This is a genomic window from Synechococcus sp. WH 8101 (assembly GCF_004209775.1).
Taxonomy (GTDB): Bacteria; Cyanobacteriota; Cyanobacteriia; order PCC-6307; family Cyanobiaceae; genus Synechococcus_C.
The window spans coordinates 803,647-825,092 of sequence record NZ_CP035914.1 but is presented as its reverse complement, the minus strand read 5'-3'; the positions used below and the strand labels follow the sequence as shown (position 1 = coordinate 825,092).

Annotated in this window: 25 protein-coding genes; 12 read left to right on the top strand and 13 right to left on the bottom strand. The window is 61.5% G+C overall.

What is annotated here, in order from left to right; translation table 11 throughout:
* Position 1: 1 nt before the first annotated feature.
* On the bottom strand, positions 2 to 178 hold the full coding sequence (locus SynWH8101_RS14010) for a hypothetical protein (RefSeq protein ID WP_165380916.1): 177 nt from the start codon (positions 176 to 178) through the stop codon (positions 2 to 4).
* A gap of 58 nt (positions 179 to 236) precedes the next feature.
* Between SynWH8101_RS14010 and SynWH8101_RS04115 the strand changes: the two genes are divergently transcribed.
* The 3 genes from SynWH8101_RS04115 to trxB all read left to right on the top strand — a co-directional run bounded on the left by SynWH8101_RS04115 (position 237) and on the right by trxB (position 3,571).
* Complete coding sequence (locus tag SynWH8101_RS04115; RefSeq protein WP_254428042.1) at positions 237 to 1,703, top strand: DEAD/DEAH box helicase; 1,467 nt, start codon at positions 237 to 239, stop codon at positions 1,701 to 1,703.
* Between the two features lie 96 nt (positions 1,704 to 1,799).
* Complete coding sequence (locus SynWH8101_RS04110) at positions 1,800 to 2,042, top strand: hypothetical protein (protein WP_130128677.1); 243 nt, start codon at positions 1,800 to 1,802, stop codon at positions 2,040 to 2,042.
* Between the two features lie 125 nt (positions 2,043 to 2,167).
* Complete coding sequence (gene trxB, locus SynWH8101_RS04105) at positions 2,168 to 3,571, top strand: thioredoxin-disulfide reductase (protein ID WP_130128676.1); 1,404 nt, start codon at positions 2,168 to 2,170, stop codon at positions 3,569 to 3,571.
* 8 nt (positions 3,572 to 3,579) lie between these two features.
* Here the strand turns inward: trxB and infA are convergent, their stop codons facing one another.
* On the bottom strand, positions 3,580 to 3,849 hold the full coding sequence (gene infA, locus SynWH8101_RS04100; RefSeq protein WP_006041809.1) for a translation initiation factor IF-1: 270 nt from the start codon (positions 3,847 to 3,849) through the stop codon (positions 3,580 to 3,582).
* Positions 3,850 to 4,069: 220 nt separating this feature from the next.
* Between infA and SynWH8101_RS04095 the strand changes: the two genes are divergently transcribed.
* Complete coding sequence (locus SynWH8101_RS04095) at positions 4,070 to 4,318, top strand: Nif11-like leader peptide family natural product precursor (RefSeq protein WP_130128675.1); 249 nt, start codon at positions 4,070 to 4,072, stop codon at positions 4,316 to 4,318.
* Positions 4,305 to 4,943 (top strand): pseudouridine synthase, encoded by a 639-nt coding sequence (locus tag SynWH8101_RS04090; protein ID WP_130128674.1) that lies wholly within the window; start codon positions 4,305 to 4,307, stop codon positions 4,941 to 4,943. Before SynWH8101_RS04095 ends, SynWH8101_RS04090 begins: the two co-directional genes overlap by 14 nt.
* On the opposite strand, the gene SynWH8101_RS04085 is transcribed toward SynWH8101_RS04090, so the two are convergent.
* The 5 genes from SynWH8101_RS04085 to SynWH8101_RS04065 all read right to left on the bottom strand — a co-directional run bounded on the left by SynWH8101_RS04085 (position 4,912) and on the right by SynWH8101_RS04065 (position 8,380).
* The gene (locus SynWH8101_RS04085) at positions 4,912 to 5,715 is read right to left on the bottom strand and encodes a methyltransferase domain-containing protein (RefSeq protein ID WP_370587012.1); all 804 of its coding nucleotides are present in this window, start codon (positions 5,713 to 5,715) and stop codon (positions 4,912 to 4,914) included. The genes SynWH8101_RS04090 and SynWH8101_RS04085 overlap by 32 nt on opposite strands.
* An 11-nt stretch (positions 5,716 to 5,726) precedes the next feature.
* Complete coding sequence (locus SynWH8101_RS04080) at positions 5,727 to 5,942, bottom strand: hypothetical protein (RefSeq protein ID WP_007100306.1); 216 nt, start codon at positions 5,940 to 5,942, stop codon at positions 5,727 to 5,729.
* Between the two features lie 92 nt (positions 5,943 to 6,034).
* Positions 6,035 to 6,997 (bottom strand): NAD(P)H-binding protein, encoded by a 963-nt coding sequence (locus tag SynWH8101_RS04075; protein ID WP_130128673.1) that lies wholly within the window; start codon positions 6,995 to 6,997, stop codon positions 6,035 to 6,037.
* Positions 6,998 to 7,052: 55 nt separating this feature from the next.
* Complete coding sequence (petM, locus tag SynWH8101_RS04070; protein WP_007100308.1) at positions 7,053 to 7,151, bottom strand: cytochrome b6-f complex subunit PetM; 99 nt, start codon at positions 7,149 to 7,151, stop codon at positions 7,053 to 7,055.
* 26 nt (positions 7,152 to 7,177) lie between these two features.
* Positions 7,178 to 8,380: a N2,N2-dimethylguanosine tRNA methyltransferase gene (locus SynWH8101_RS04065; RefSeq protein ID WP_254428041.1), complete on the bottom strand. Its 1,203-nt coding sequence runs from the start codon at positions 8,378 to 8,380 to the stop codon at positions 7,178 to 7,180.
* On the opposite strand from SynWH8101_RS04065, the gene SynWH8101_RS04060 reads away from it, so the two are divergent.
* Together SynWH8101_RS04060 and ilvN are read left to right on the top strand one after the other, a co-directional pair.
* A complete protein-coding gene (locus SynWH8101_RS04060; protein ID WP_130128672.1) occupies positions 8,371 to 9,390 on the top strand; it encodes an alpha/beta fold hydrolase in 1,020 nt (339 codons plus the stop codon). The genes SynWH8101_RS04065 and SynWH8101_RS04060 overlap by 10 nt on opposite strands.
* Positions 9,387 to 9,917, top strand: coding sequence for an acetolactate synthase small subunit (ilvN, locus tag SynWH8101_RS04055; RefSeq protein ID WP_130128671.1), 531 nt, complete (start codon positions 9,387 to 9,389; stop codon positions 9,915 to 9,917). Before SynWH8101_RS04060 ends, ilvN begins: the two co-directional genes overlap by 4 nt.
* Before the next feature lie 18 nt (positions 9,918 to 9,935).
* On the opposite strand, the gene SynWH8101_RS04050 is transcribed toward ilvN, so the two are convergent.
* Positions 9,936 to 10,622: a peptidylprolyl isomerase gene (locus SynWH8101_RS04050; protein WP_130128670.1), complete on the bottom strand. Its 687-nt coding sequence runs from the start codon at positions 10,620 to 10,622 to the stop codon at positions 9,936 to 9,938.
* 3 nt (positions 10,623 to 10,625) lie between these two features.
* The gene (locus SynWH8101_RS04045; RefSeq protein ID WP_130128669.1) at positions 10,626 to 11,162 is read right to left on the bottom strand and encodes a photosystem I assembly protein Ycf4; all 537 of its coding nucleotides are present in this window, start codon (positions 11,160 to 11,162) and stop codon (positions 10,626 to 10,628) included.
* Between the two features lie 160 nt (positions 11,163 to 11,322).
* Between SynWH8101_RS04045 and psbD the strand changes: the two genes are divergently transcribed.
* The 5 genes from psbD to SynWH8101_RS04020 all read left to right on the top strand — a co-directional run bounded on the left by psbD (position 11,323) and on the right by SynWH8101_RS04020 (position 15,768).
* Positions 11,323 to 12,378 (top strand): photosystem II D2 protein (photosystem q(a) protein), encoded by a 1,056-nt coding sequence (gene psbD, locus SynWH8101_RS04040; protein ID WP_007100314.1) that lies wholly within the window; start codon positions 11,323 to 11,325, stop codon positions 12,376 to 12,378.
* The gene (psbC, locus tag SynWH8101_RS04035; protein ID WP_007100315.1) at positions 12,362 to 13,750 is read left to right on the top strand and encodes a photosystem II reaction center protein CP43; all 1,389 of its coding nucleotides are present in this window, start codon (positions 12,362 to 12,364) and stop codon (positions 13,748 to 13,750) included. Before psbD ends, psbC begins: the two co-directional genes overlap by 17 nt.
* A gap of 96 nt (positions 13,751 to 13,846) precedes the next feature.
* Positions 13,847 to 14,206: a nucleotidyltransferase domain-containing protein gene (locus tag SynWH8101_RS04030; protein ID WP_130128668.1), complete on the top strand. Its 360-nt coding sequence runs from the start codon at positions 13,847 to 13,849 to the stop codon at positions 14,204 to 14,206.
* Entirely contained in the window at positions 14,203 to 14,607 is a 405-nt protein-coding gene (locus SynWH8101_RS04025; RefSeq protein ID WP_130130330.1) for a HEPN domain-containing protein, read from the top strand. Before SynWH8101_RS04030 ends, SynWH8101_RS04025 begins: the two co-directional genes overlap by 4 nt.
* Before the next feature lie 39 nt (positions 14,608 to 14,646).
* Positions 14,647 to 15,768, top strand: coding sequence for an AAA family ATPase (locus SynWH8101_RS04020; RefSeq protein WP_130128667.1), 1,122 nt, complete (start codon positions 14,647 to 14,649; stop codon positions 15,766 to 15,768).
* A 47-nt stretch (positions 15,769 to 15,815) separates the two neighbouring features.
* Here the strand turns inward: SynWH8101_RS04020 and SynWH8101_RS14595 are convergent, their stop codons facing one another.
* From SynWH8101_RS14595 to SynWH8101_RS04000, 4 genes are all read right to left on the bottom strand, one after another.
* Positions 15,816 to 16,028, bottom strand: a complete 213-nt coding sequence (locus SynWH8101_RS14595; RefSeq protein ID WP_130128666.1) for a DUF3955 domain-containing protein — start codon at positions 16,026 to 16,028, stop codon at positions 15,816 to 15,818.
* A gap of 193 nt (positions 16,029 to 16,221) precedes the next feature.
* The gene (locus SynWH8101_RS04010) at positions 16,222 to 17,610 is read right to left on the bottom strand and encodes an HlyD family type I secretion periplasmic adaptor subunit (RefSeq protein WP_130128665.1); all 1,389 of its coding nucleotides are present in this window, start codon (positions 17,608 to 17,610) and stop codon (positions 16,222 to 16,224) included.
* Between the two features lie 36 nt (positions 17,611 to 17,646).
* Positions 17,647 to 19,779 (bottom strand): ATP-binding cassette domain-containing protein, encoded by a 2,133-nt coding sequence (locus SynWH8101_RS04005; RefSeq protein WP_130128664.1) that lies wholly within the window; start codon positions 19,777 to 19,779, stop codon positions 17,647 to 17,649.
* Complete coding sequence (locus SynWH8101_RS04000) at positions 19,776 to 21,407, bottom strand: ABC transporter transmembrane domain-containing protein (RefSeq protein ID WP_165380915.1); 1,632 nt, start codon at positions 21,405 to 21,407, stop codon at positions 19,776 to 19,778. The genes SynWH8101_RS04005 and SynWH8101_RS04000 overlap by 4 nt, the downstream gene beginning before the upstream one ends.
* Positions 21,408 to 21,446: the final 39 nt, after the last annotated feature.

Genomic DNA, 21,446 nt, shown 5'->3' with positions numbered 1-21,446 from the left:
ATCAGAACAGGGGGCGTACTTCCTGCTCCACCGCCCGGGCCTGGCTCTGCAGTCCCTGGTGGCGGAGCAGGCGGGCCCTCAGGATCAGCGGGTCGATATCGCACTCCTGGCTCCAGCAGCGGTCGAGGCACTGACGCTGGTTGTGGCTGGAATGCGAGGAGGAACGACGGCTGGCCATAACTGGGGCGGGCGAAACCCGATCGCTGTTGGCCGGACGGTAAGGATGCCCGAGGGGAATGGAATGGTTAGAAAGACCTATCTTCCGGGGCGGGCCGATCACCTCAACCTCGTTTCAGCTCAGCGGTGGTGCGGACATCCGGCCGCGGCTCTGGCAGCAACAGCTGATTCAGTTGCTGCGGCGGCGCCTTGATCCCGCCAGCACGGCCGGCCGCGATGTGCTCGTGCATGCCGGGCCGGGAGCCGGCAAGACCCTGGGGGCGCTGTTGAGCTTCCGCAGCATGCAGGCCGAAGGGCGACTGCAGCACTTCATGGTGTTTTGCCATCGCACCTCGATCCTGCAGCAGTGGCGCAGTTCCGCCAGTCGGGTGGGTCTGGAGCTGGTGGAGTGGACTCCGGATGGAGACCATCGCCAGGCCGATGGCTGGCTGGTGACTTACCAGGGAGCCGGGCGGCAACGGCTGAGCTTATTTGAGGCGCTGGCGCACTGGTGCCCGGAGGGACTGCTGGCGATCGCCGATGAAGCCCACCATCTGGGGGTGGATCCGGAGGAAGCGGATGGGCCGATCTGGGGACGCACCTTTCTCGATCTCAGCCAACACTGTCGCCTGAGGCTCGGCCTCACCGGCACCCCGTTCCGTGCCGACAACCTCGCCTTCTGCGCCGCGCGACGCGTGCGCGTGGACAACGGTGGCGAACTGGTGGACCAGATCAGCCCCGATCTCTGCGTGGAGCCACGAGAGCTGATCGCCGCCGGAGATGTGCGTCCCCTCGAGTTCCGTTTTCAGGATGGCTGGGTGGAACACAGCCGCGAGGGCCTCCCTGATCGTGATGTTTCGCCGCTCTCCGCCGAACAACGGGAGAGCTGGCGGGCCCGCAACCTGCGGCGGGCCATCCGCCTCTCCGACTCCAGCAGCATCGCTCTGCAACTGCTGCTGCGGGCCAGGCGGCAACTGGCGAAAGTGCGCGAACACCACCCCCGGGCGGCTGGGCTGGTGATCGCCCGCGACATCGACCACGCCAGCAGCATCAGCCGTTTGCTGGTCGAGGAGGGCGATCGGGTCGATCTGGTGCATTCCCAGGATCCGGAGGCCTCGCAGCGCCTGAGCGCGTTTGAGAAGGGCACGGCCGATTGGCTCGTCAGCATCGACATGTGCGCCGAAGGGTTCGACGCGCCCCGCCTGCGGGTTGTGGCGTATCTCACCACCGTGGTGACGCGAAGCCGCTTCATTCAGGGGATCACCCGGGCCGTGCGCATGAGCGGCGAGCGGGCGGCGACGGAAGCGATCCCCAGGGATCCCTCCTTCATCTTTGCTCCAGCGGACCCGCTGCTGATGGGCTACGCCCGCAGCTGGGCCTGCTCCGAGCCTTACCGGATCCGCACCCAGGCCCCGGATCGAGCGGCAGACGAAGGGGTAGGCACCAGCTGGCGCGGTCCGAGCCTCCCTCTCGAAGCTGTGAACGATGGAGCCGGGGCCGTGATCCGCATGCGCACTCCCGAACTTCCCAGCTTTTTGCAGCGTTGACGACACCTTTCTGCAGAGAAAAATGCGACGTTCTGCGAATGCAGGCCTGTTCGGTCCCCTTCAACCATCAGCCTGGTCACCATCTGGGAGCAGATCATGGATGCAGCAATGGAACGCCGCGTCAGCGTCGCCACATGCTGGGCCACGACCCGGATCGCTGTTCTCGACAGCGCTGAGCGCTATGAAGACAGCTATGCGATCACCCAAGAATTCCGGGAATGGATCACCTGCATCGGCGACCATCCCGAGCTCCTGGAGGAGGCGGTGTTGATGGTGAGTCGCGGCCCGAGCAAACGTCCGCGCCTCAGCGAAGACTCCGAAGACCCTCTGCAAATCTGAAGAGAAGATTAAGCCCACCACCTCGTCGTGTCACCCCGTCCTCGCGATCGCTCTGGCACTGAGGCTGACTCGCCAAGGAACAAAGGCCAGGTTTAGAGTTAACTCATAACCGCTCCGCTTTAGCCATGGCTGCTGAGATTGGCCCCACCTCCGGCACCACCGCTCCCGACATCGAAAATCTGGTGATCATCGGTTCGGGGCCCGCCGGCTACACCGCGGCGATCTATGCCGCTCGCGCCAATCTCAGCCCCCTGCTGATCACTGGGTTTCAACGGGGCGGTATCCCTGGCGGTCAGCTGATGACCACCACCCATGTGGAGAACTTCCCGGGATTCCCCGACGGGGTGCTAGGCCCCGACCTGATGGATTTGATGAAGGCCCAGGCTGAACGCTGGGGCACCCGCCTGCTCGAGGCCGATGCCGATGCGATCGATCTGAGCAGCAGACCCTTCCGCATCAAAGCCGACGGCCGCAGCATCCAGGCCCAGGCCGTGATTCTCGCCACCGGCGCCAGCGCTAACCGTCTCGGTCTGCCCCAGGAGGAGCGCTTCTGGAGCAAGGGCATCAGTGCCTGCGCCATCTGCGATGGCGCCACTCCCCAGTTCCGCAACGAGGAGCTGGCGGTGGTGGGCGGTGGTGATTCCGCCTGCGAAGAAGCGGTGTATCTCACCAAATACGGCAGCCACGTGCATCTGCTCGTGCGCTCCGGCCAGTTGCGTGCCAGTGCGGCGATGGCCGATCGGGTGCAGGCCAACCCTCAGATCACCGTGCACTGGCACACCGAGGTGGCTGACGCTGAAGGCGATGACTGGCTGGCCTCACTGCGGCTGCGCCACCGGGAAAGCGGCGACGAGCGACAACTGCCGGTGCGCGGCCTCTTCTATGCCATTGGCCACACGCCGAACACCGAGTTGGTGCAAGGCCAGCTCAGCTGCGATGCCAAGGGCTATCTGGTGACCCAGCCGGGCCGACCGGAAACCTCGGTGGAGGGCGTGTATGCCGCCGGCGATGTGGCCGATGCGGAATGGCGCCAGGGCATCACCGCGGCCGGCAGCGGCTGCCAGGCAGCCCTAGCGGCGGAACGCTGGCTCAGCCATCACAACCTGGCGAGCCTGGTGAGCCGCGACAGCGTGGAGCCGGCCCAGGCCGCCACGCCCCAGGCCAGCGAAACCACCACCGAAATGACCTACGACTCGGACGCGCTCTGGCAGAAGGGCAGTTATGCCCTGCGCAAGCTCTATCACGACAGCAGCAAACCCCTGCTCGTGGTGTACACCTCCCCCAGCTGTGGCCCCTGCCACGTGCTCAAACCGCAATTGAAGCGTGTGCTGGATGAGCTGGACGGCCGGGCTCAGGGCGTGGAGATCGACATCGAAGCCGATCAGGAGATCGCCCAGCAGGCTGGGGTGAATGGCACCCCCACCGTGCAACTGTTCTTCGGGAAGGAACTGAAGCAACAGTGGCGCGGCGTGAAGCAGCGCAGCGAGTTCCGCTCTGCGATCGAAGCTCTGCTGGGGGCGCCTGTCTGAGGCCCGCCTCAGCGACGACGCGGACCCCCGGGTCGGTTGCCACCGGGGCGACCTCCCGGAGCACCGGCATTGCGCTCGCGGTAGGTGATGCGGCCGCGGGTGAGGTCGTAAGGACTGATCTCCACCAGCACCTTGTCGCCGGCGAGGAGTTTGATGCGGAACTTGGTGAGCTTGCCGGCGGCACGGCAGAGGCACTGGTGACCGGCGGGCTGCTCGAGGGTGACGAGGTAAAACCCGTTGCCCTGTTCTTTTTCAATCACACCCGAAGTCTCGATCATCCGGCAGTGCCACAACGCAAGGTTGGAGTCAGTTTAGAAGGCCGCCTGCAGCCCTTCGCCGCCGGATTGCGCTTAGGGTCAACGCCCCGATCGACGTCGCCATGATTCTTCCTCCCCTCAGCCTCGACCTCGGCTTGTTGCTGATTTCGATCGGGGTGGTGAATCTCTGGCGGGCACGTCAGAGCTCCACCTAATCTCGGCGCAACGAGTTTTCGTCATCGTGTCTGAATCCGCTCTGGTCGCCTTCGCTTCCCTGGTGCAATCCGATTCGCAGGTCCGCGAACAGGTGCGCCAAGCCCAAAGCCCCAAGCACGTGGTGGATCTGGCCAGCGAAAAGGGCCATGAGTTCACCCAGGCCACGCTGATGAAAATGCAGGCCGAAAAAATGAAGCACGTGCACGACGACCACCTCAACGGTGCCTCCAGCTGGGGTGAGGCGCTGCTGCTCTGCTTCGGTGGCCACGGCTGAGTCGACCCTGCTGCTGCACAAGCCCTACGGCGTGCTCAGCCAGTTCACCCCTGAACCGGGCAGCCGTTGGCGCTGCCTGGCAGATCTGGTGCCCGTAACCCAGGTGTATGCCGCCGGGCGCCTCGATGCAGACAGTGAGGGATTGCTGCTGCTCACCGCTGAAGGGCGGCTCCAGCAGCGCCTCACCGATCCCCGCTTCGGCCACTGGCGCACCTACTGGGTGCAGGTGGAGGGCACCGCGACCGACAAGCAACTGCAGCAGCTGCGCGACGGCGTGCTGGTGCAGGGGCGCCAGACCCTGCCGGCTCGGGCACAACGCCTCCGCCACGACCAGATCCAGCATTGGCCGGATCGAGTGCCACCGATCCGTGAACGGCGCTCCATCCCCACCGACTGGCTCGAATTGAGCCTGCGGGAGGGGCGTAACCGCCAGGTGCGTCGCATGACTGCCGCCGTTGGGCTGCCCACCCTGCGCCTGATCCGAAGCGCCATTGATCTGATGGATGGGGGGCTGCCCTTGAACCTGAACGGCTTGGCGCCCGGCGCCTGGCGGCCCGTGAGCACTGAGGAACGGCTCCGCCTCCAGGCCCTGCTCAGCCGGCCGGCACAACGCCGACGAGCGTGACAGCGCGGAACTCGATGCCCTCCACCACGCGCCAGGGCTCGCTGGAGCGATCGGCGTAGTGCACGTCCTCAAAACCGAGCGCCTCGAAATCAGCGAGGAAGGCCTGCTCCTGCCAGGCGCCGCTGATGCAGCCACTCCACAGATCTGGGTCCTGCTGCAGGGCGAGGGGCACGGGCCGATCGCAGACGATGTCGCTGATCGCCACCCGACCGCCGGGGCGCAACACACGCCGGATGTTGGCCAGCAACCGCTCACGGGCGGAGGGGTTCACCAGGTTGAGCACGCAGTTGCTGAGCACCAGATCAACGCTGGCATCCGCCACCAGGGGCTGCCCGTTCGCTGTGGAGGCGTCGAGAGCCTCGATCGCACCCTCCAGAAACTCCACATTGGCCACACCGATCCGCTGGGCCACCACGGGAGCTGCCGCACGGGAGAGGGCGAGCATCTCGGCGTTGCGATCCACCCCGAGCACCCGGCCGCCGGCCCCCACCACCTGAGCACAGATGAAGGCGTTCTTGCCGCTGCCGCTGCCCAGATCAAGCACGGTGTCACCCGACTGCACCCAGCGGGTGGGATCACCACAGCCATAATCGCGCTCCACCACCTCAGCCGGGATCACCTCGAGCAGGGCGGCATCAAAGGCCACAGGGGTGCAGAGACAGGCTTCCCGCTCAGCTGCAGCAGCGCCATACCGCTGCTGCACCGCATCGGTCTGATCAAGGCCCGCAGGGCCGCAGCAGGACGCCATGGTGAGTTCAGTGAATCCGACCATTCTGGCGATCGTCAGCCCAGAGCTTGCTGCAGCTCCTGAACGGTCTGCCATTGGCCGTAGTAGTAGTTCGCGGTGGCGCGTCGGTCGCCATCCTCAAGACCGTCGAACGCGTCGAAGCCAAGGCTGCGCCAGAGCTCATGACCGCAGGCGCGGCTGAGTTCACGCTCCGCTTCAGCAGCGAGATTGTCGAGCCGACGCTGGAGATTCTTGACTTGCGCGACAGACATGGACTCAAGGGCAGACCGACGCAACCTTATCGCATCGCTAGTACAAACCGACTATTACCTTGTGTGAGGGCGCGACACCGAGTCTGCGGCGTTCAGAAGGGCAGTTTCTTCTTGGCATCCTTATCGAGGTCTTTCTCCATGTCGCGCAGACGCTTGAGAATCGTGGTGTAGTACTCGTTGAGATACGACTCGAGCGTGGTGGTCTCCGCGGGATCGAGACCGAACGCCTCGTAGCTGGCTTCCATCGGCGCATCGAGGCGGGCCCCACCGCCGGTGACTTCCGCGAAGGCGAGGCGTTCCGCCACGTTGACGGCGGGCTCAAAGAAATTGCAAATGCCACGCATCAGCTCCAGCAGAGCCGGCGGCACGCGGAACACCCGCGCTGATTTGCCGCAGGCCTGCTCGCAGAGCTGCACCACCTCGCCGGTGTTCCAGGCCTTCGGACCCACCACCGGATAGCTGCCCCGTATGGTCTCGTCACGCTCCAGGGCCGCCACTGCAAACCGCGCCATGTCCTGCGTATTCATGTAGGCGATCGCCGTGGGGCTGCCACTCACCCACACGGTCTGGCTCTCAAGCACCGGAATGGCGAACTGGCCGATCACCCCCTGCATGAAGGCCGCACCCTGAAGGATCGTGTAGTCGAAATCCGAGTCCCGTAGCAACTGCTCCGTGCAGGATTTGATCTCCATCAGCGGCACCTGGCGGTACTGATCCGCCAGGAGCAGCGAGAGAAACACGATCCGTTTCACTCCGGCCGTTTCGCAGGCGCGAAACAGGTTCAGCTTGCCGTCCCAGTCGGTCTCGTAGACGCTGCGGGGATCATTCGGACGACTGGTGGCAGCATCAATGACCGCGTCGACCCCATCCAGGGCGTAATCGAGACTTGCGGGTTCGAGAAGATCACCCCGGGTGAGTTCGCAACCCCACTCCTGCAGAAACGCAGCCTTTCGGGGTGTCCGCACCATGCAGCGCACCTGATGGCCAGCCTCAAGGGCTCGGCTGGCAATCTGCCGACCGAGCGTGCCGGTTCCTCCAACCACCAGAACCTGCATTGGGTCCGTCATTGCAAGGCAGGAGCCTAAAGCGGCCACCTCCCCCGCGCGGCACTCAGTCTTTCTGCAGCTTGAGGAGCAGGGCGCCGCCGGCCAGGCCCACGGGGATCAGCACCCAGAAGATTGCAGCAGTCCCAAAAATCTCCGAGGCCATGGTGGGGCAGTGATGACAGCCACCATTTAACGATCCTCACGCCCCAAATGGCGGCAGGTTTGCAACAACAGGGCGTAGGGGGCATCCGTGCGCAGCTGGCCCGCCATCACCCCACTGGCCAGGGCTTGATGGCCCTGCGCGCGCAACGCCTCCACCACGGCCGCCACCGCCGGAGGGCCGTTCAGCCGCAAGCGGCGAGCCAGTTCCGCCGTCGACCAACAGAGCAAAGGCGAGCCTGGATCAGCGGCCAGGCGCGCCAGCAGCCGCGCGCTGGCCGGCGCCACGCCGCCCTGCATCCCCGCACCCAGCTGCGGCAACGCCAACAGCAAGGCGGGCTGCTGGAGCGGTCCCAGCCAGAGCGGACCACTCACCGCCCAGCGCCCAGCACCGGCTGGGCAGGCACAGGCCGGCCAGCCCTGCAAGCGGAGCATCGACTGACTCGCCTGGGCACCGCAGGCCTCGCAGCGGGCGAGCAGACCGAGCTGACACTCCTCCCCGGCAGCGAGACGCTGGCGCAAGCGCACCGCCAACCGGAAGGTGCGACCGTCGCTGAAGGACAAGAGCGGCTCGAGACCACGACCCATCAACCAAGCCTCCCGGGCCAGGGCCGCCAGCTGCAACCGCAGGGCGATCTCCCAGCTGGCGGGATGGGCGCGGGCCGCTGCGCCGAATCGCCGCACCGCCGCCGATCGGTCGTGGCCCGTGGGGGAGCGGCCATCGGTGCTGGCCAGCAACAGGATCCCCTCGAAGGCCAGCACCTGGAGGGTGGCCTGCAACAAGCCGTTGGGGCAGCCGAAGGCATCAAGATCGATCAGATCGAAATAACGCTGCTCGAGATAGGCCTGGCGCAACAACACCTCCGCCGGCAGCGAGCGTTGCTCCACAAGCAACGACTCCGGGCTCCCTTCGCCGCCGTGCAGGCGGGCGAGGTTGGCGCGCAGAAGCGCCCTGCGAGCGTCATCGGCGTCATTGACCCAGAGTTCGAGAGGCCCTGGACTGGTAGACGCGGCCTCCAACCCCCAACGCAGGGCACGGATGCCACAGCCGGCCATCAGATCGAGCCAGCGGAGGGAGCGCTCGGGGGCCTGTCGCCGCTGCCAGGCCGCGAGCAACACCGAACAATCACGGGCAGGGCGCGACTCGGGCCGAAAGAACCCCGGCCCAAGGCTCAGGTCCGCAGCGCCTTCGCGATAGTGAGAGGGAACCTGGCCCAGGGGCTGTGGAGGCAACCATTCACCAGATTGCTCCGACGGCTGCATCCGCCGGTCTCAAGACAGGGGCGGACTGGGGCGACGGCGGCGATTGGCACTGGCAGGGTTTGCGATGCCACTGGCGCGCCCTTGGCCCGGAGCAGGGGCGACCGCTGGTGCTGTTGCACGGTTTCGGAGCGAGCAGCGACCACTGGCGCCACAACGCCGCTCCCCTCGCCGCCGCCGGCTTTCGGGTCTACAGCCTCGATCTGATCGGGTTCGGCCGCTCCGACCAACCCGGGCATCGGCGGCAGCGCCCGCTCGACAACCGTCTCTGGGGCCGCCAGGTGAACGCCTTCCTCGAGCAGGTGGTGGACGTGCCGGCGAGGGAGCCGGCGGTGTTGGTGGGGCATTCACTCGGTGGGCTCACCGCCCTTACCGCTGCCGTGCTTCGGCCCGACCTGGTGGCGGCGGTGGCGGCGGCGCCGCTCCCCGATCCAGCCCTGATCCAACCGCTGCCCCTGCGGCGCCCCAGGCGCTGGCGGCGGCTTCGCCGGCCGCTGGTGGTGCTGGCGATGCGTCTCTTGCCCCTGGAACTGCTCCTGCCCGTGATCAGCCGCACCGGGCTGTTGCGGCTAGGCCTGCAGGGTGCCTACCGACGTTCGATCCGTCACGACCGGGAGCTGCAGCACCTGATCGCCCGACCGGCGCGACGCAGGAGTGCCGCCCGCGCCCTGAGGGCGATGAGCATCGGCATGGCCTTGCGCCCGCGCGGCGCCACCGCACCGGCCCTGCTGGAACAACTCGCCGTTCAGGATCAGGCAACGCCCCTGCTGCTGCTCTGGGGCCGGCAGGATCGCTTCGTTCCCTACATGATTGGAGAACGTTTGCAACGCCAGCATCCCTGGCTCGAGCTGGCGGTGGTGGAAGAGAGCGGCCACTGCCCCCACGATGAACGGCCCGAGGCGTTCCACGCCACGGTGCTGGCCTGGCTGGACCGTAGTTTGGATGCCATCAACACTCCTATGGGACCTGTTCGAGGGGCATGAAGCACACCCTGTCCGTGCTGGTGGAAGACGAATCCGGCGCCCTCAGCCGCATCGCCGGCCTGTTCGCCCGCCGGGGCTTCAACATCGACAGCCTGGCCGTGGGGCCGGCGGAATCCGATGGGCGATCCCGGCTGACGATGGTGGTGGACGGCGATGACCACACCCTGCAACAGATGACCCATCAGCTCGACAAGCTGGTGAACGTGCTGCAGGTGCTCGATCTCTCGCAGATTCCCGCAGTGGAGAGGGAACTGATGCTGCTGAAGGTGGCCGCGCCGGCGGAGCAGCGCAGCGCCATCTTCGATCTGGTGCAGGTGTTTCGCGCCAAGGTGGTGGACGTGGCCGATGAAGCCCTCACCCTGGAAGTGGTGGGCGATCCGGGCAAACTGGTGGCCTTGGAACGGCTGATGGCCCCCTACGGCATTCTCGAGATCGCCCGCACGGGGAAGGTGGCCCTGGAGCGGGCTTCCGGTGTGAACACGGAACTCTTGAAGGCAGCCATCAGCGGCAACCGGGTGCCCGCCTGACGTGATCGCCTGGACCGATCAGGGCTTGAGCAGTTCGGCTTTGATGATTTTGTCGTCTTGCTGGATTGCATCCACGACTTCCATGCCCTTGGTCACTCGCCCGAACACGGCGTAGCGGCCATCGAGCTCCGGCAAGGGCCGGAGGGCGATATAGAACTGGGCGCTGGCGGAATCGGGTGCCTGGGAGCGTGCCATCGCCAGAGAGCCCCGCTCATGGGCGAGCTCGATCTGCAGCAGATCGCTGGGATTGGTGCTGACGCGACTGTAGCGGGGTTGATCCTCACCACGGAATTTCACCTCCAGCGGAATGAAGCGGGCCTGCCCCGTAGCGGGATCCACAAAGCTGCCGGTGCCGTAGCTGTTTTTGGGGGTCTTGGGATCGCTAGAAGCGGGATCGCCGCCCTGCACCACGAAGGGAACGGGCTCGCGCACCACCCGGTGAAACACGGTGCCGTTGTAAACGCCGCGCTTCACCAGATCCACGAAGTTGCCAGCGGTGACCGGGGCGGCATCGCCGTTGATCTCCAGCGTGATGGCACCGCGATTGGTGGTCATCTGCACCGTGGCCTTTCCGGTGAGGCAGGGGCTGCTCGCCTGGGCGCAACCGGCTGGAACCGAAGCGGTGGTGGAGCGGGCACAGCTCACCAGCAACGGCAGACACAGCAACAGGCTCAGGGCCGAGGTGATCCAGGAGGGACGCTTCATCGCTCAGAGACCTTCGAGATTGACGCCGAGGAAACGGGCCAGTTCAGCCCCATCCTGTTCCAGCTGGGCCAGGGGCAGGGGCTCGCCCACACGGGTCAGCGGCATGTCGCGACGCCCCTGTACACGTAAGGACACCCGCCGGCGCGTATTGAAGCCATCGCGCACCTCCACCTTCACCGCCTTCACATCTTTGAGGGGAATCTCCACGCTGATCGGCCTGCGGAAGCCACGCCGGGAGATCGTGACCACACCGGCGGCTTTATCGAAACGGTTGGTGCCGGCGCCCACGTCAATGGCAATCACCGCCCAGAGGTAGGTGGCCAGCAGGGCCGCAGCGATGCTGTAGAGGCCCATCACAAGGCCCTGAGGTACGAACACCAGGCCGGCGGGGTGGCCCAGGGGCAGAAGATCGCGACCCAGGTAGCTGGAGAGCGAGGCAAACAGAAAGCCGATACCGCCGATGCTGACCATCAGCGCCACCAGCACATTGGAGAGGCGGCGGGATCCCACCACCGGTTGTTCGAGCAGATCGGCCGCCATTGGAGCCCTGAGGAAGCGACCATTGTGACCTCCGAGCGGCCGGAGAAGCGTTTCAATACAACGGATTTCAGCTGCTGGATCTCGGCCTCACACACTGCGTTGAGATTGTTAAGGTCGCCGGGTATCCCACAGCCTGCGGATTTCCGCACCGTTCACCCTCATGACGATCGCTGTAGGACGCGCGCCACAGCGGGGATGGTTCGACGTCCTCGATGACTGGCTCAAGCGCGACCGCTTCGTTTTTGTCGGCTGGTCCGGCATTCTCCTCTTCCCCACGGCCTATCTGGCCATCGGTGGTTGGCTCACCGGCACCACCTTCGTCACCTCCTGGTACACCCACGGCATCGCCTCCTCGTACCTGGAAGGTTGCAACTTCCTCACCGCTGCGGTGTCCACCCCCGCTGATGCGATGGGCCACAGCCTGTTGCTGCTCTGGGGCCCTGAGGCCCAGGGTGACTTCGTGCGCTGGTGTCAGCTCGGCGGCCTCTGGGCCTTCGTGGCTCTGCACGGTGCCTTCGCCCTGATCGGCTTCATGCTGCGTCAGTTCGAGATCGCCCGTCTCGTTGGCATCCGTCCTTACAACGCCATCGCCTTCTCCGGTCCGATTGCGGTGTTCGTCAGCGTCTTCCTGATGTACCCCCTCGGCCAGAGCAGCTGGTTCTTCGCGCCCAGCTTCGGTGTGGCAGCGATCTTCCGCTTCCTGCTCTTCCTGCAGGGCTTCCACAACTGGACCCTGAACCCCTTCCACATGATGGGCGTGGCCGGCATCCTTGGCGGTGCTCTGCTCTGCGCTATCCACGGCGCCACCGTGGAAAACACCTTGTTTGAGGACGGTGAACAGTCGAACACCTTCAAGGCGTTCGAGCCCACCCAGGAAGAAGAGACCTATTCGATGGTCACCGCCAACCGCTTCTGGAGCCAGATCTTCGGGATCGCCTTTTCCAACAAGCGCTGGCTGCACTTCTTCATGCTGTTCGTGCCTGTGATGGGCCTGTGGACCAGCTCCATCGGCATCATCGGCCTGGCCCTCAACCTGCGCGCCTACGACTTCGTGTCACAGGAAATCCGCGCTGCAGAAGATCCCGAATTCGAGACCTTCTACACCAAGAACATCCTTCTGAATGAAGGTCTGCGTGCCTGGATGGCACCGGCTGACCAGCCGCACGAAAACTTCGTCTTCCCTGAAGAGGTTCTGCCCCGTGGAAACGCCCTTTGATGCTGGTCTTGTCGCCACTGGCGGCAAAGACCTCGACTCCACCGGCTATGCCTGGTGGGCTGGCAATGCCCGTCTGATCAACCTGTCCGGCCGTCTGCTCGGTGCCCACGTGGCTCACGCAGGCCTGATGGTGTTCTGGGCCGGCGCCATGATGCTGTTCGAGGTGAGCCACTTCACCTTCGACAAGCCCATGTATGAACAGGGTCTGATCCTGTTCCCCCACGTCGCCACCCTGGGTTATGGCGTAGGCCCCGGCGGTGAGGTCACCGATCTCTACCCCTTCTTCGTGGTGGGTGTGCTGCACCTGATCAGTTCCGCCGTGCTCGGCCTAGGCGGTCTTTACCACGCCCTGCGCGGTCCTGAAATTCTGGAGAACTACTCCACCTTCTTCTCCCAGGACTGGCGCGATAAGAACCAGATGACCAACATCATTGGCTACCACCTGATCCTGCTTGGGGTCGGTGCGCTGCTGCTGGTGTTCAAAGCGATGTTCTTCGGTGGCGTCTACGACACCTGGGCCCCCGGCGGTGGTGACGTGCGTCTAATCACCAACCCCACCCTGGATCCCGGTGTGATCTTCGGTTATCTGTTCCGCGCCCCCTTCGGTGGCGAGGGCTGGATCATCGGTGTGAACTCGATGGAAGACATCATCGGTGGCCATATCTGGCTGGGTCTGACCCTGATCTTCGGTGGCATCTGGCACGTGATCACCAAGCCCTTCGGCTGGGTGCGACGCGCCTTCATCTGGAACGGTGAGGCCTACCTGAGCTACAGCCTCGGCGCCCTGAGCTTCATGAGCTTCATCGCCTCGGCTTACATCTGGTTCAACAACACCGCCTACCCCTCGGAGTTCTACGGCCCCACCAACGCCGAAGCCTCCCAGGCCCAGAGCTTCACTTTCCTGGTGCGTGACCAACGCCTCGGCGCCAACATTGGTTCCGCCATGGGTCCCACCGGTCTGGGTAAGTACCTGATGCGCTCCCCCACCGGCGAGATCATCTTCGGTGGTGAAACCATGCGCTTCTGGGACTTCCGTGGTCCTTGGCTGGAGCCCCTGCGTGGGCCCAACGGTCTGAGCCTCGACAAGCTTCAGAACGACATCCAGCCCTGGCAGGTGCGTCGCGCTGCTGAGTACATGACCCACGCGCCCAACGCGTCGATCAACTCCGTGGGCGGCATCATCACCGAACCCAACTCGGTGAACTTCGTGAACATCCGCCAGTGGCTGGCTGCGACCCAGTTCGTGCTCGCCTTCTTCTTCCTGGTGGGTCACCTCTGGCATGCCGGCCGCGCCCGCGCTGCTGCTGCTGGCTTTGAAAAAGGCATCGACCGTCAGGCCGAGCCCACCCTGGCCATGCCCGACCTCGACTGATCAGCTCGATCAGTCGAGATTGCCCCAACCCTCGCCGCAAGGCGGGGGTTTTTTGTTGCTTCAGCTGGAGCGCAACAAGCTGCTTAAGCTTTGGCCATGGCATCCCCTCCAAGCAACTCCAACACTGTGGCGGAGATCCGCGAGCGCAAACTTCAACGGCGTCTTGCGGATCTGCGGGACTCAGCTGAACGACTGGTCGTTGGTTGTCCCGGGGGCAGCCTCTGGCTGTTTGGCTCACTGGCAAGAGGAGATTGGGATGCTTACTCCGATGTCGACATGCTCGCCATTGCCGCCACCTCCGAAGATGCCGAGACCCTGGCTGATGCGGTGTTCAGCCATCAAGTAGCCGACGATGTTCTGGCCCTGTCAACAACGGAATGGGAGCGGCTTCGCTGCAGCCAGGATCCCTATTGGCAAGCAATCAGCCGAGATGCCCTGTGCTTAGCGAAGGGATGACGACACGCGTTCAAGCCTGGCTGCGACAAGCAAACAGCGATCTCGCCGTGGGCCAGCTCACTGAGGCGAAAGGATTTCACAGCCAGGCCTGTTATCACTACAGCCAGGCCGCAGAGAAGGCACTCAAAGGCGCCCTGATTTCTCTTGGCGTCTTACCGCCATACAGTCATTCTCTCGATCGACTCATCAACGCACTGGAGCAACAGGGAGTCAACAGCAACGCTCTGAAAGAACTGCATGTCAAGTCTCTCAGCAGAATGAGCAGCGAAACCCGGTATCCCCAAGACGACGAAGCTCCAGTCGATCGGTTTGACGCCAAAGATTCCGGCCAGGCGCGAACAATCGCCGAAAGCATTCTGATATTTGTGAAATCGATCCTCAAGCCAGAGGACAACGTGTGAGCAGAAGGGAAAGATGAGAGTGCAGGCCGAACCAACGCGATGATTCACCGCCTCGCCGTGAGCGGCTATCGCTCCCTGCAGAACGTCGTGGTGCCCTTCGGCCAGCTCACGCTGGTGACCGGCGCCAACGGCAGTGGCAAATCGAACCTCTACCGAGCCCTGCGCTTACTCACAGCCGCAGCGCGAGGAACGATGGTGGGAGCGTTGGCCCAGGAGGGAGGCCTGCCAGCAGTGATGTGGGCCGGTCCGGAGCGCCTCAGCCGGGCAATGCGCGAAGGCGCGCAGCCTGTTCAAGGAGGGCCGCGCCAGCAGGCGGTGCGGCTACGCCTGGGGTTTGCGGCCGAGCCCTTTTCCTATGCCGTGGAACTGGGCTACCCACAGGAACGCCAGAGCGCCTTTGCCCTTGACCCCCAGCTCAAAGGGGAATGGATCTGGGCGGGCGAGAGCTTTCACCCCCGGGCGGTGCTCAGCAGTTCAGGCGCCCAGCCTGATCCCGACCAATCGATCTTTCAGCGCGGATTTGATCCAGAGCCGCAACCGGAGGTGATGCTGCTGCGTGAGCAGATCCTCAGTTGGCGCTTTTACGACAGCTTCCGCACCGATCCCGGTGCACCGGACCGGCAGCCGCGGGTGGGAACCCGTTGCTTTGCCCTCAGCGGCGATGGCAGTGATTTACCGGCCGCGGTGCAGACCATCCTTGAAAATGGGGATGGCAACGGCCTGCAACAGGCAATGAATGATGCCTTTCCGGGATGCCACCTCAGCGTGCAGAACGATGGTGGACTGTTTCGACTGAATGTGCATCAGCCAGGACTACTGCGACCGCTGGAGGCAGCAGAACTCTCCGATGGAACCCTGCGCTATCTCCTCCTGACCGTGGCACTCTTCAGCCCGCGGCTGCCACCCCTATTGGTGTTGAACGAACCGGAAAGCAGCCTGCACCCAGAGCTCCTGGCACCCTTGGCTCGGCTGATTCAGGCAGCAGCCGAACGCACGCAGGTGTGGGTGATCGCCCATGCTTCGGCGCTGATCAATGCCCTGGCCGAACAGCCCCACTGCCGTCATCTGCACCTGGAACGGGAGATGGGGGCCACCCAGGTGCAAGCACAAACAACCCTGGAGCGCTGTAGCTGGCGTTGGCCGGGATCACTCAACGTGTGAATGCCTAAGGAGACGCGATACGGCTGCGACCAGGGCGCTGCAATGGCTCATGGTTGATGAGAGGTTTGGCGCCGAATCCTTTTGAACACGAGCACTCCGCCACCTGAAAGGGTGATGAGAGTGCTCAGGGCACCCAGCGGGATCAAAGCAAAGGGCTCCCTGAGGATGCCACCCCCATCAAGGAACGAGGGGCAGGCTTGTAAGCCGATAAAGCAGGCCACTGCGAAGCCGCATGAGAACGCAACCAGGATCTTGAGCATTCAGTTCTCCTTTGGAGAGGAAGACAGGTGGTCAACCCGGAACATGAAAACAGGCACACTGGTGGATAGTGACAATCTCACCAAGGACAAGATGCTTCCGGAATTGGAGCCATCATGAAGAAAGTGCCGGAGCAACACCGCAGAAGTTGACTGCTGAGCCAACTACAACGACGACGACTAGCGATAGCGGCAATTAGCCACCCTCTTCCCGGAACGCATCACCAAAGCCGCGCCTAATCGGCCCCAAGAGGTACATCAATAGATTCGTACGATCCGTCAGGATATCTGCCGTCAGAGTCATACCAGGAACTAGAAGGTTCTTGCCCTTTACCTTGCCAGCGTAATCGCGATCAAGAACAGCTCTTACTTTATAATAGGGTTGGCCAGTTTTTTCATCCTGGAATGTTCCAGCCGAAATCGACTTCACCTTCCCGGAGATCGTTCCATAGCGGCTGTAGTCATAGGCCTGAACCTTCAGCTCCACCCGCTGACCAACCGACACATTACCGATGTCAGCTGGTTTAACTCTCAAGAAACCCTCCAGATCGTCGCCCACGGGAACCACCTCAGCGACAACAGAGCCAGGCGCAATCACTCCGCCAACTGTCTTGACGACATAGCTTTTCACAATCCCATCAACGGGTGATCGAACCTGTAATCGCTCTAATTCATCCAACTGCTGGCCAAGAACACTCTGTAGTTCGGCTTTTTCACTGGTGACATCGGCCAACTGCTCAAGAATGTCTGTGCGTAGCTTTGCTCGCAGCTCAAAGCGCTGAGTTTCAGTCTCCTGAATCGTGCCATCAAGCTCTGCCAGAAGCGTTTCTGTGGATGCAATACGACGTTCCGCCTCCAAAACATCATTATGAGCAATAGCACCGGCCTTATCTAAAGCCTCATAAGCCTTAGTTTGTTGCTTAAGCAAAGCAACTTCGTCGAGATACTCCTTACGCTTGGCCTTGAGTGTGGCGAGACGCTGGTCAGCAATCTTGATCTGACGCTGAATATCCTGTGACTTTTGATTCAGAAGATCTGCAAAAGCCTTCTCCACTTCAGCAGACGGCTTCGCGGGTGTCCGTTGCGTGCTGTTGATCGCCTCCTCCCCGAGAGCCTTACGCAGTTCACGCTGTTCTAGCGTGAGGTTGGTAATTCGAGTCGCTGTCTGTTGCTCTTGTGAACCGATTTCCCCCTCATTGAGCTGAAGAAGGACTTCACCCCTGCGAACCCGCTCCCCCTCCTCAACAAGCTGGGCACGAATTATGCCACCCTCAAGATGCTGCACCTTCTGAATATCACCTGCAGGTTCAATTTCTCCGGATGCAATCACATAATCCTGAATCGGAACAAGGGCAGACACGACGATGGAACCCGCCAGGATGGCCGTGCTACCGAGAAGCCAACGGCTGAGGTTAGGGGGAACCTGGCCGGCCTCGAGGGATAAAGCCTCGGCTCGGCGACCGTGACCGAAAGCTCTGTCAGCCTCGTCGGCCCGCATCTGCCAAAGCGAAAGCTCCTGGGCATCAGGTGGATCAGGCGGATTCAACTTGCCAGAACTGGTGGAATTGGGTGAGGAAAGAGACATTACAAAAAGGGGAATGTGGGATTTGAAAGCGACTATTTATTCGGACGGTGGAGAACCTCCCAACGCGGCCAACGCAGCTTGTTGCATCGCTGCTTTCTTCTGGGCTTCCAATAGCTCCTGAGGGGTACCAGAGAAGCTGACAGTGCCAGCCTTCATCAAAACCAACTGATCGGCAATCTCAAGAAGCTGAGGTTCATCCGAGACAACAAGAGTGGTTCCCTTGCCTTTCCGTTGCTTGAGTAGATTCAGCAATGAACGACTTCCATTGATATCTAAATGCCGGAATGGATGATCCATTAAGAGGATCGCCTGAGGGCTCAGGAACAAACGTGCGATTGCAATCGCCTGTGCCTGATGAGACGGCAGGGCATGCGCACCCTGTCCACTAACAAGTCGATCCAAACCGCGAGCCTCAAGCAGTTCACTCAGGCCCATTGCCAGGAGGGCTTCTTCAATTGCAGAGTCGGCGATGAAGGGGTCGACGATCAGCATATTTTCTCGCAGTGTGGCACTGAAAAGTCCTGGCTGCTCAGGTAAGAAGTCGATCGCTTCACGAAGCTGTGTCAGAGGAAACTGCCGGGAATCAGCACCGTCAAAGCGAACAACACCACTACCAGGCTGAATTTGAGAATCGATCACCCGAAGCAGCGTGGATGTGCCAGAGCCTTCTGGTCCACTCAACACAACCAACTTGCCAGCCTCAATGCTGAGATTCACCTGAGTGAGCGCAGGATCCTGCAAAGAGTTCAAACGGAGGGTGACATTGCTGAGCTCCACAGCACCACTAGGCATGGGCAGCACCCAGCGCGCTGTAAGGGAGGAGCTCGGCTCCACATCGGTTGCAGCCATCAAACGATTGAGCTGATCCAAACTTGGCTTAATCTGCGTCCAACGACTCAAAGCCTGATAGCCCATTTGAATCGGACGAAAGACCCGCCACACAAAAAACATGGCAGCAATCATGGTGCCCAGTTCAATTCCACTGCCCCCTGCAATTGCCAGTCCAGCTCCTGTGGCCAGAACAAGTGCCCCTGTAAGTTGTGCAAATTCGCCGGTCAGAATCGATAACAGTTGTTGCAGACGTAAAGGAGCAAGACCTTGAATCGCCGCCTCACTGGATGCCTGCTCAATTCTGGAATACCAGATTCGCTCCATCCCAGTCCGCTTAATGCGACCGTGATGATCCAGAAGATCGAGGAGCAATGGTTCCAGATTGGATGGGTTACGACTGAGGGGCTGCTGAACAGCGCGTGCAGCCTTCCCGACAACATAGACACCGCCAAAACAGACCAACACCATCACAAGAGTGAGCACCATCAAGGGGACACTCATGACACCAATTGCAATCAGATAAACGACAATAAAAGGTAAATCCAACGAGGCCTGAGCTAGGGGGCCTGTTACGTAGGTGCGAAGACCTTGAAATCCCCGGAGGCGACTGGCCAAAGAGAGCGGGGTGTAGCGCTCGAGCTGAGGAAGACGCAAAAGCATCAATTTCTCCAGCACACGAATACAAATGGTGATATCCAGTTCTGCGCCGAGATCAGCCAGGCGGGCCTGGCGACGCTGCGTAAGCCACATCTGCAACGTCACCCCCAGGGCCGCAAATGGCAACAAACCAAAGAGATCGCGAACCTGACCGCCAGGTATCTCCAGATTGTAAACAGCACGGATATAAAACGGAAGAACCAATGCCAGGAGAGTAATGAACAATGTCATCACATAAAGCTCGGCAATACTCCCGCGAAAACGAAGGACCTGTGCCTGAAACCATTGTCTTTGCTCAGAGATGGTTTGCGGTTCAAACCGAAAGCTATAAACAAACAGACGGCGGAAACGCGGCAGAGCATTGCGAAGCTGTTGATCGTCTTTGATCAGGAGGAAATCTTGCGAGCGTTGCCCACGGATCAACACAGGAAAATCCAATGGAGGCAGTTGACTGGGTGTCAATAAACCGCGGAAACGACTGACATCCCATCGATAGCCGAGATTCGCCAGGGTGTTCAGAAGGTCGACACCATCCATATGCAAGGGGCTACCGCTGAGCGCATTGCGCAATTGCACAGGCTCACCGATCCAGGCAAGACCATCAAGAAGGTCAGGCAAGATGCGGGCTGCTGACGATTCACTATTGGCGAATAGATGAAACAACTCCTCTCGTGTGATCACGACGACACCTCCACAAGACGATCACCCTCCCAGGACAGTCGACGGAATGACTCAGGCAGGCGCGTGGGAGGATTCTGCAATGCAATCAAGCGCGCGCAATCGATCTGAAGACCTAGCAACCATTGCAATGCATCAGTGCCAACCTGCGGGAAAGCGCCATCCAGAATCAAAGCAAATGGCGAGTCTAGAAGTGCCTGAATCACACTCATGCGAAAACGCAAGCCCACAGCAAGCGGGTAATCCTGCATCTCACCAATCGTAGTATCATAGCCCCTGGGCAATGTTTTGATCAGTGAGGCAACACCGTGGCGTTCACATAGAGCAAGAGCATCGGACGCCCGGGTGTTCACTTCAAAACCAGTCATCGACTCCAACAAGGTGCCACGGAAAGGCTTGGGCTCAGACTTGAGACGCACCAGCTGGCGACGCAACCAGGTTTTACGATAGGCAGTCAAAGATCTGTCAGCAAAACTCAGTTCAAAGGGATTATTATCGTTCGCTGCCAGAATAGAATCGAGAAGCGATGTGGATTGGCCAGGGTATCCTCCAAGTAACAGGACGGTCTCGCCAGGCCTTAACACCTGACCGGCAAGATGCAGAGTAGCGTCATTGGTTCGCTGATCACAACCAGCCAACAGGTTAGTTTCCTGGGATAAGTCCAACACTTGTTGATAATCGAATGTCGCTTGCTGTTGATTGGCACGCTGACCATCCGCTGAAAAGAGCTTGCCCAATGGTGCCGACACCTGACCACTGAGAAGAGTGCAAGCAGCAAGAGCTCCGGTGGTGAGATCCTGCTGAATCACCAACCAGCCACCAATGCTCACAATCAATAGCTGATTAAGTTGAGAAAACAAGGCCGATAGATTCTGTAGTTTGGCCGTGGCAGATTCCTGCTCAAAAGAACGACGGCTCAGTCGCTCCTGCAGCGGCTCCAAACGCCTGATCAGAAAGCCTTCAAGATTGAGCGTTTTGATCGTAGAAGCCAGGGCCAATCCATTGACAACAAGCTGATTGCGATTCACCTCAAGATCATGATGATGACGGGTACTTTGCACGGCTTCATTAGCTGCCCTCTTTGCCATCAACACAAAGACGGGAGCCAGAAGGATTGGAGGCAGAATCAACCAACCACCGATCAGGCCGAGAACGATCAGATACACCAGAGAAAAGGGAAGATCCACTCGGCGCACCAACCACTGCTGCTCGAGACGATTGCGAAGGGTGGTTGGGCTGCGCAGCTGGGTCATTCGAGCCTGGAGGGGTTGCTGCGCGACGTCCTCTGCAGACGCCCCCAACACAGAACGCACCGCCTCCATTCGAAGACGGTGCTCAGTGGATGCGCCGAGCCAGGTCAGCACCCAGCTACGCAGAGCCTTCAACACCACATCCAGCACAAGTACGGCCGCCAGAAGAATGGTGATGCCAGCGAGGCTGTCGCCGGCCTGCTCCGGCACCACTGAGGTGTAAATCCGATTGATATAAAGCGGAATGGCTAGAACGATCAAATTGATCGCGATGGTGGACGCAATCAATACTGTGTAGTCCTTGCCTTGAAATCCAGAGCTCAGAGCCCGTATCCGAGCCTCGGTCGCTGGTCTGACCACTCCTTTTGGGGTCACAGACACTTGGACGATTCCTCAATGCCCAAAATTTACTGAGAAAAC

Bases quoted from the DNA above. Each gene is read 5' to 3' on its own strand.
- psbD (WP_007100314.1), top strand. From the start codon at position 11,323: ATGACGATCGCTGTAGGACGCGCGCCACAGCGGGGATGGTTCGACGTC.
- SynWH8101_RS04085 (WP_370587012.1), bottom strand. From the start codon at position 5,715: ATGGTCGGATTCACTGAACTCACCATGGCGTCCTGCTGCGGCCCTGCG.
- SynWH8101_RS04080 (WP_007100306.1), bottom strand. From the start codon at position 5,942: ATGTCTGTCGCGCAAGTCAAGAATCTCCAGCGTCGGCTCGACAATCTC.
- SynWH8101_RS04110 (WP_130128677.1), top strand. From the start codon at position 1,800: ATGGATGCAGCAATGGAACGCCGCGTCAGCGTCGCCACATGCTGGGCC.
- SynWH8101_RS04020 (WP_130128667.1), top strand. From the start codon at position 14,647: ATGATTCACCGCCTCGCCGTGAGCGGCTATCGCTCCCTGCAGAACGTC.
- SynWH8101_RS04050 (WP_130128670.1), bottom strand. From the start codon at position 10,622: ATGAAGCGTCCCTCCTGGATCACCTCGGCCCTGAGCCTGTTGCTGTGT.
- infA (WP_006041809.1), bottom strand. From the start codon at position 3,849: ATGATCGAGACTTCGGGTGTGATTGAAAAAGAACAGGGCAACGGGTTT.
- SynWH8101_RS14595 (WP_130128666.1), bottom strand. From the start codon at position 16,028: ATGCTCAAGATCCTGGTTGCGTTCTCATGCGGCTTCGCAGTGGCCTGC.
- ilvN (WP_130128671.1), top strand. From the start codon at position 9,387: ATGAAGCACACCCTGTCCGTGCTGGTGGAAGACGAATCCGGCGCCCTC.
- SynWH8101_RS14010 (WP_165380916.1), bottom strand. From the start codon at position 178: ATGGCCAGCCGTCGTTCCTCCTCGCATTCCAGCCACAACCAGCGTCAG.
- SynWH8101_RS04115 (WP_254428042.1), top strand. From the start codon at position 237: ATGGAATGGTTAGAAAGACCTATCTTCCGGGGCGGGCCGATCACCTCA.
- SynWH8101_RS04030 (WP_130128668.1), top strand. From the start codon at position 13,847: ATGGCATCCCCTCCAAGCAACTCCAACACTGTGGCGGAGATCCGCGAG.
- SynWH8101_RS04045 (WP_130128669.1), bottom strand. From the start codon at position 11,162: ATGGCGGCCGATCTGCTCGAACAACCGGTGGTGGGATCCCGCCGCCTC.
- SynWH8101_RS04010 (WP_130128665.1), bottom strand. From the start codon at position 17,610: ATGTCTCTTTCCTCACCCAATTCCACCAGTTCTGGCAAGTTGAATCCG.
- SynWH8101_RS04075 (WP_130128673.1), bottom strand. From the start codon at position 6,997: ATGCAGGTTCTGGTGGTTGGAGGAACCGGCACGCTCGGTCGGCAGATT.
- trxB (WP_130128676.1), top strand. From the start codon at position 2,168: ATGGCTGCTGAGATTGGCCCCACCTCCGGCACCACCGCTCCCGACATC.
- SynWH8101_RS04025 (WP_130130330.1), top strand. From the start codon at position 14,203: ATGACGACACGCGTTCAAGCCTGGCTGCGACAAGCAAACAGCGATCTC.
- petM (WP_007100308.1), bottom strand. From the start codon at position 7,151: ATGGCCTCGGAGATTTTTGGGACTGCTGCAATCTTCTGGGTGCTGATC.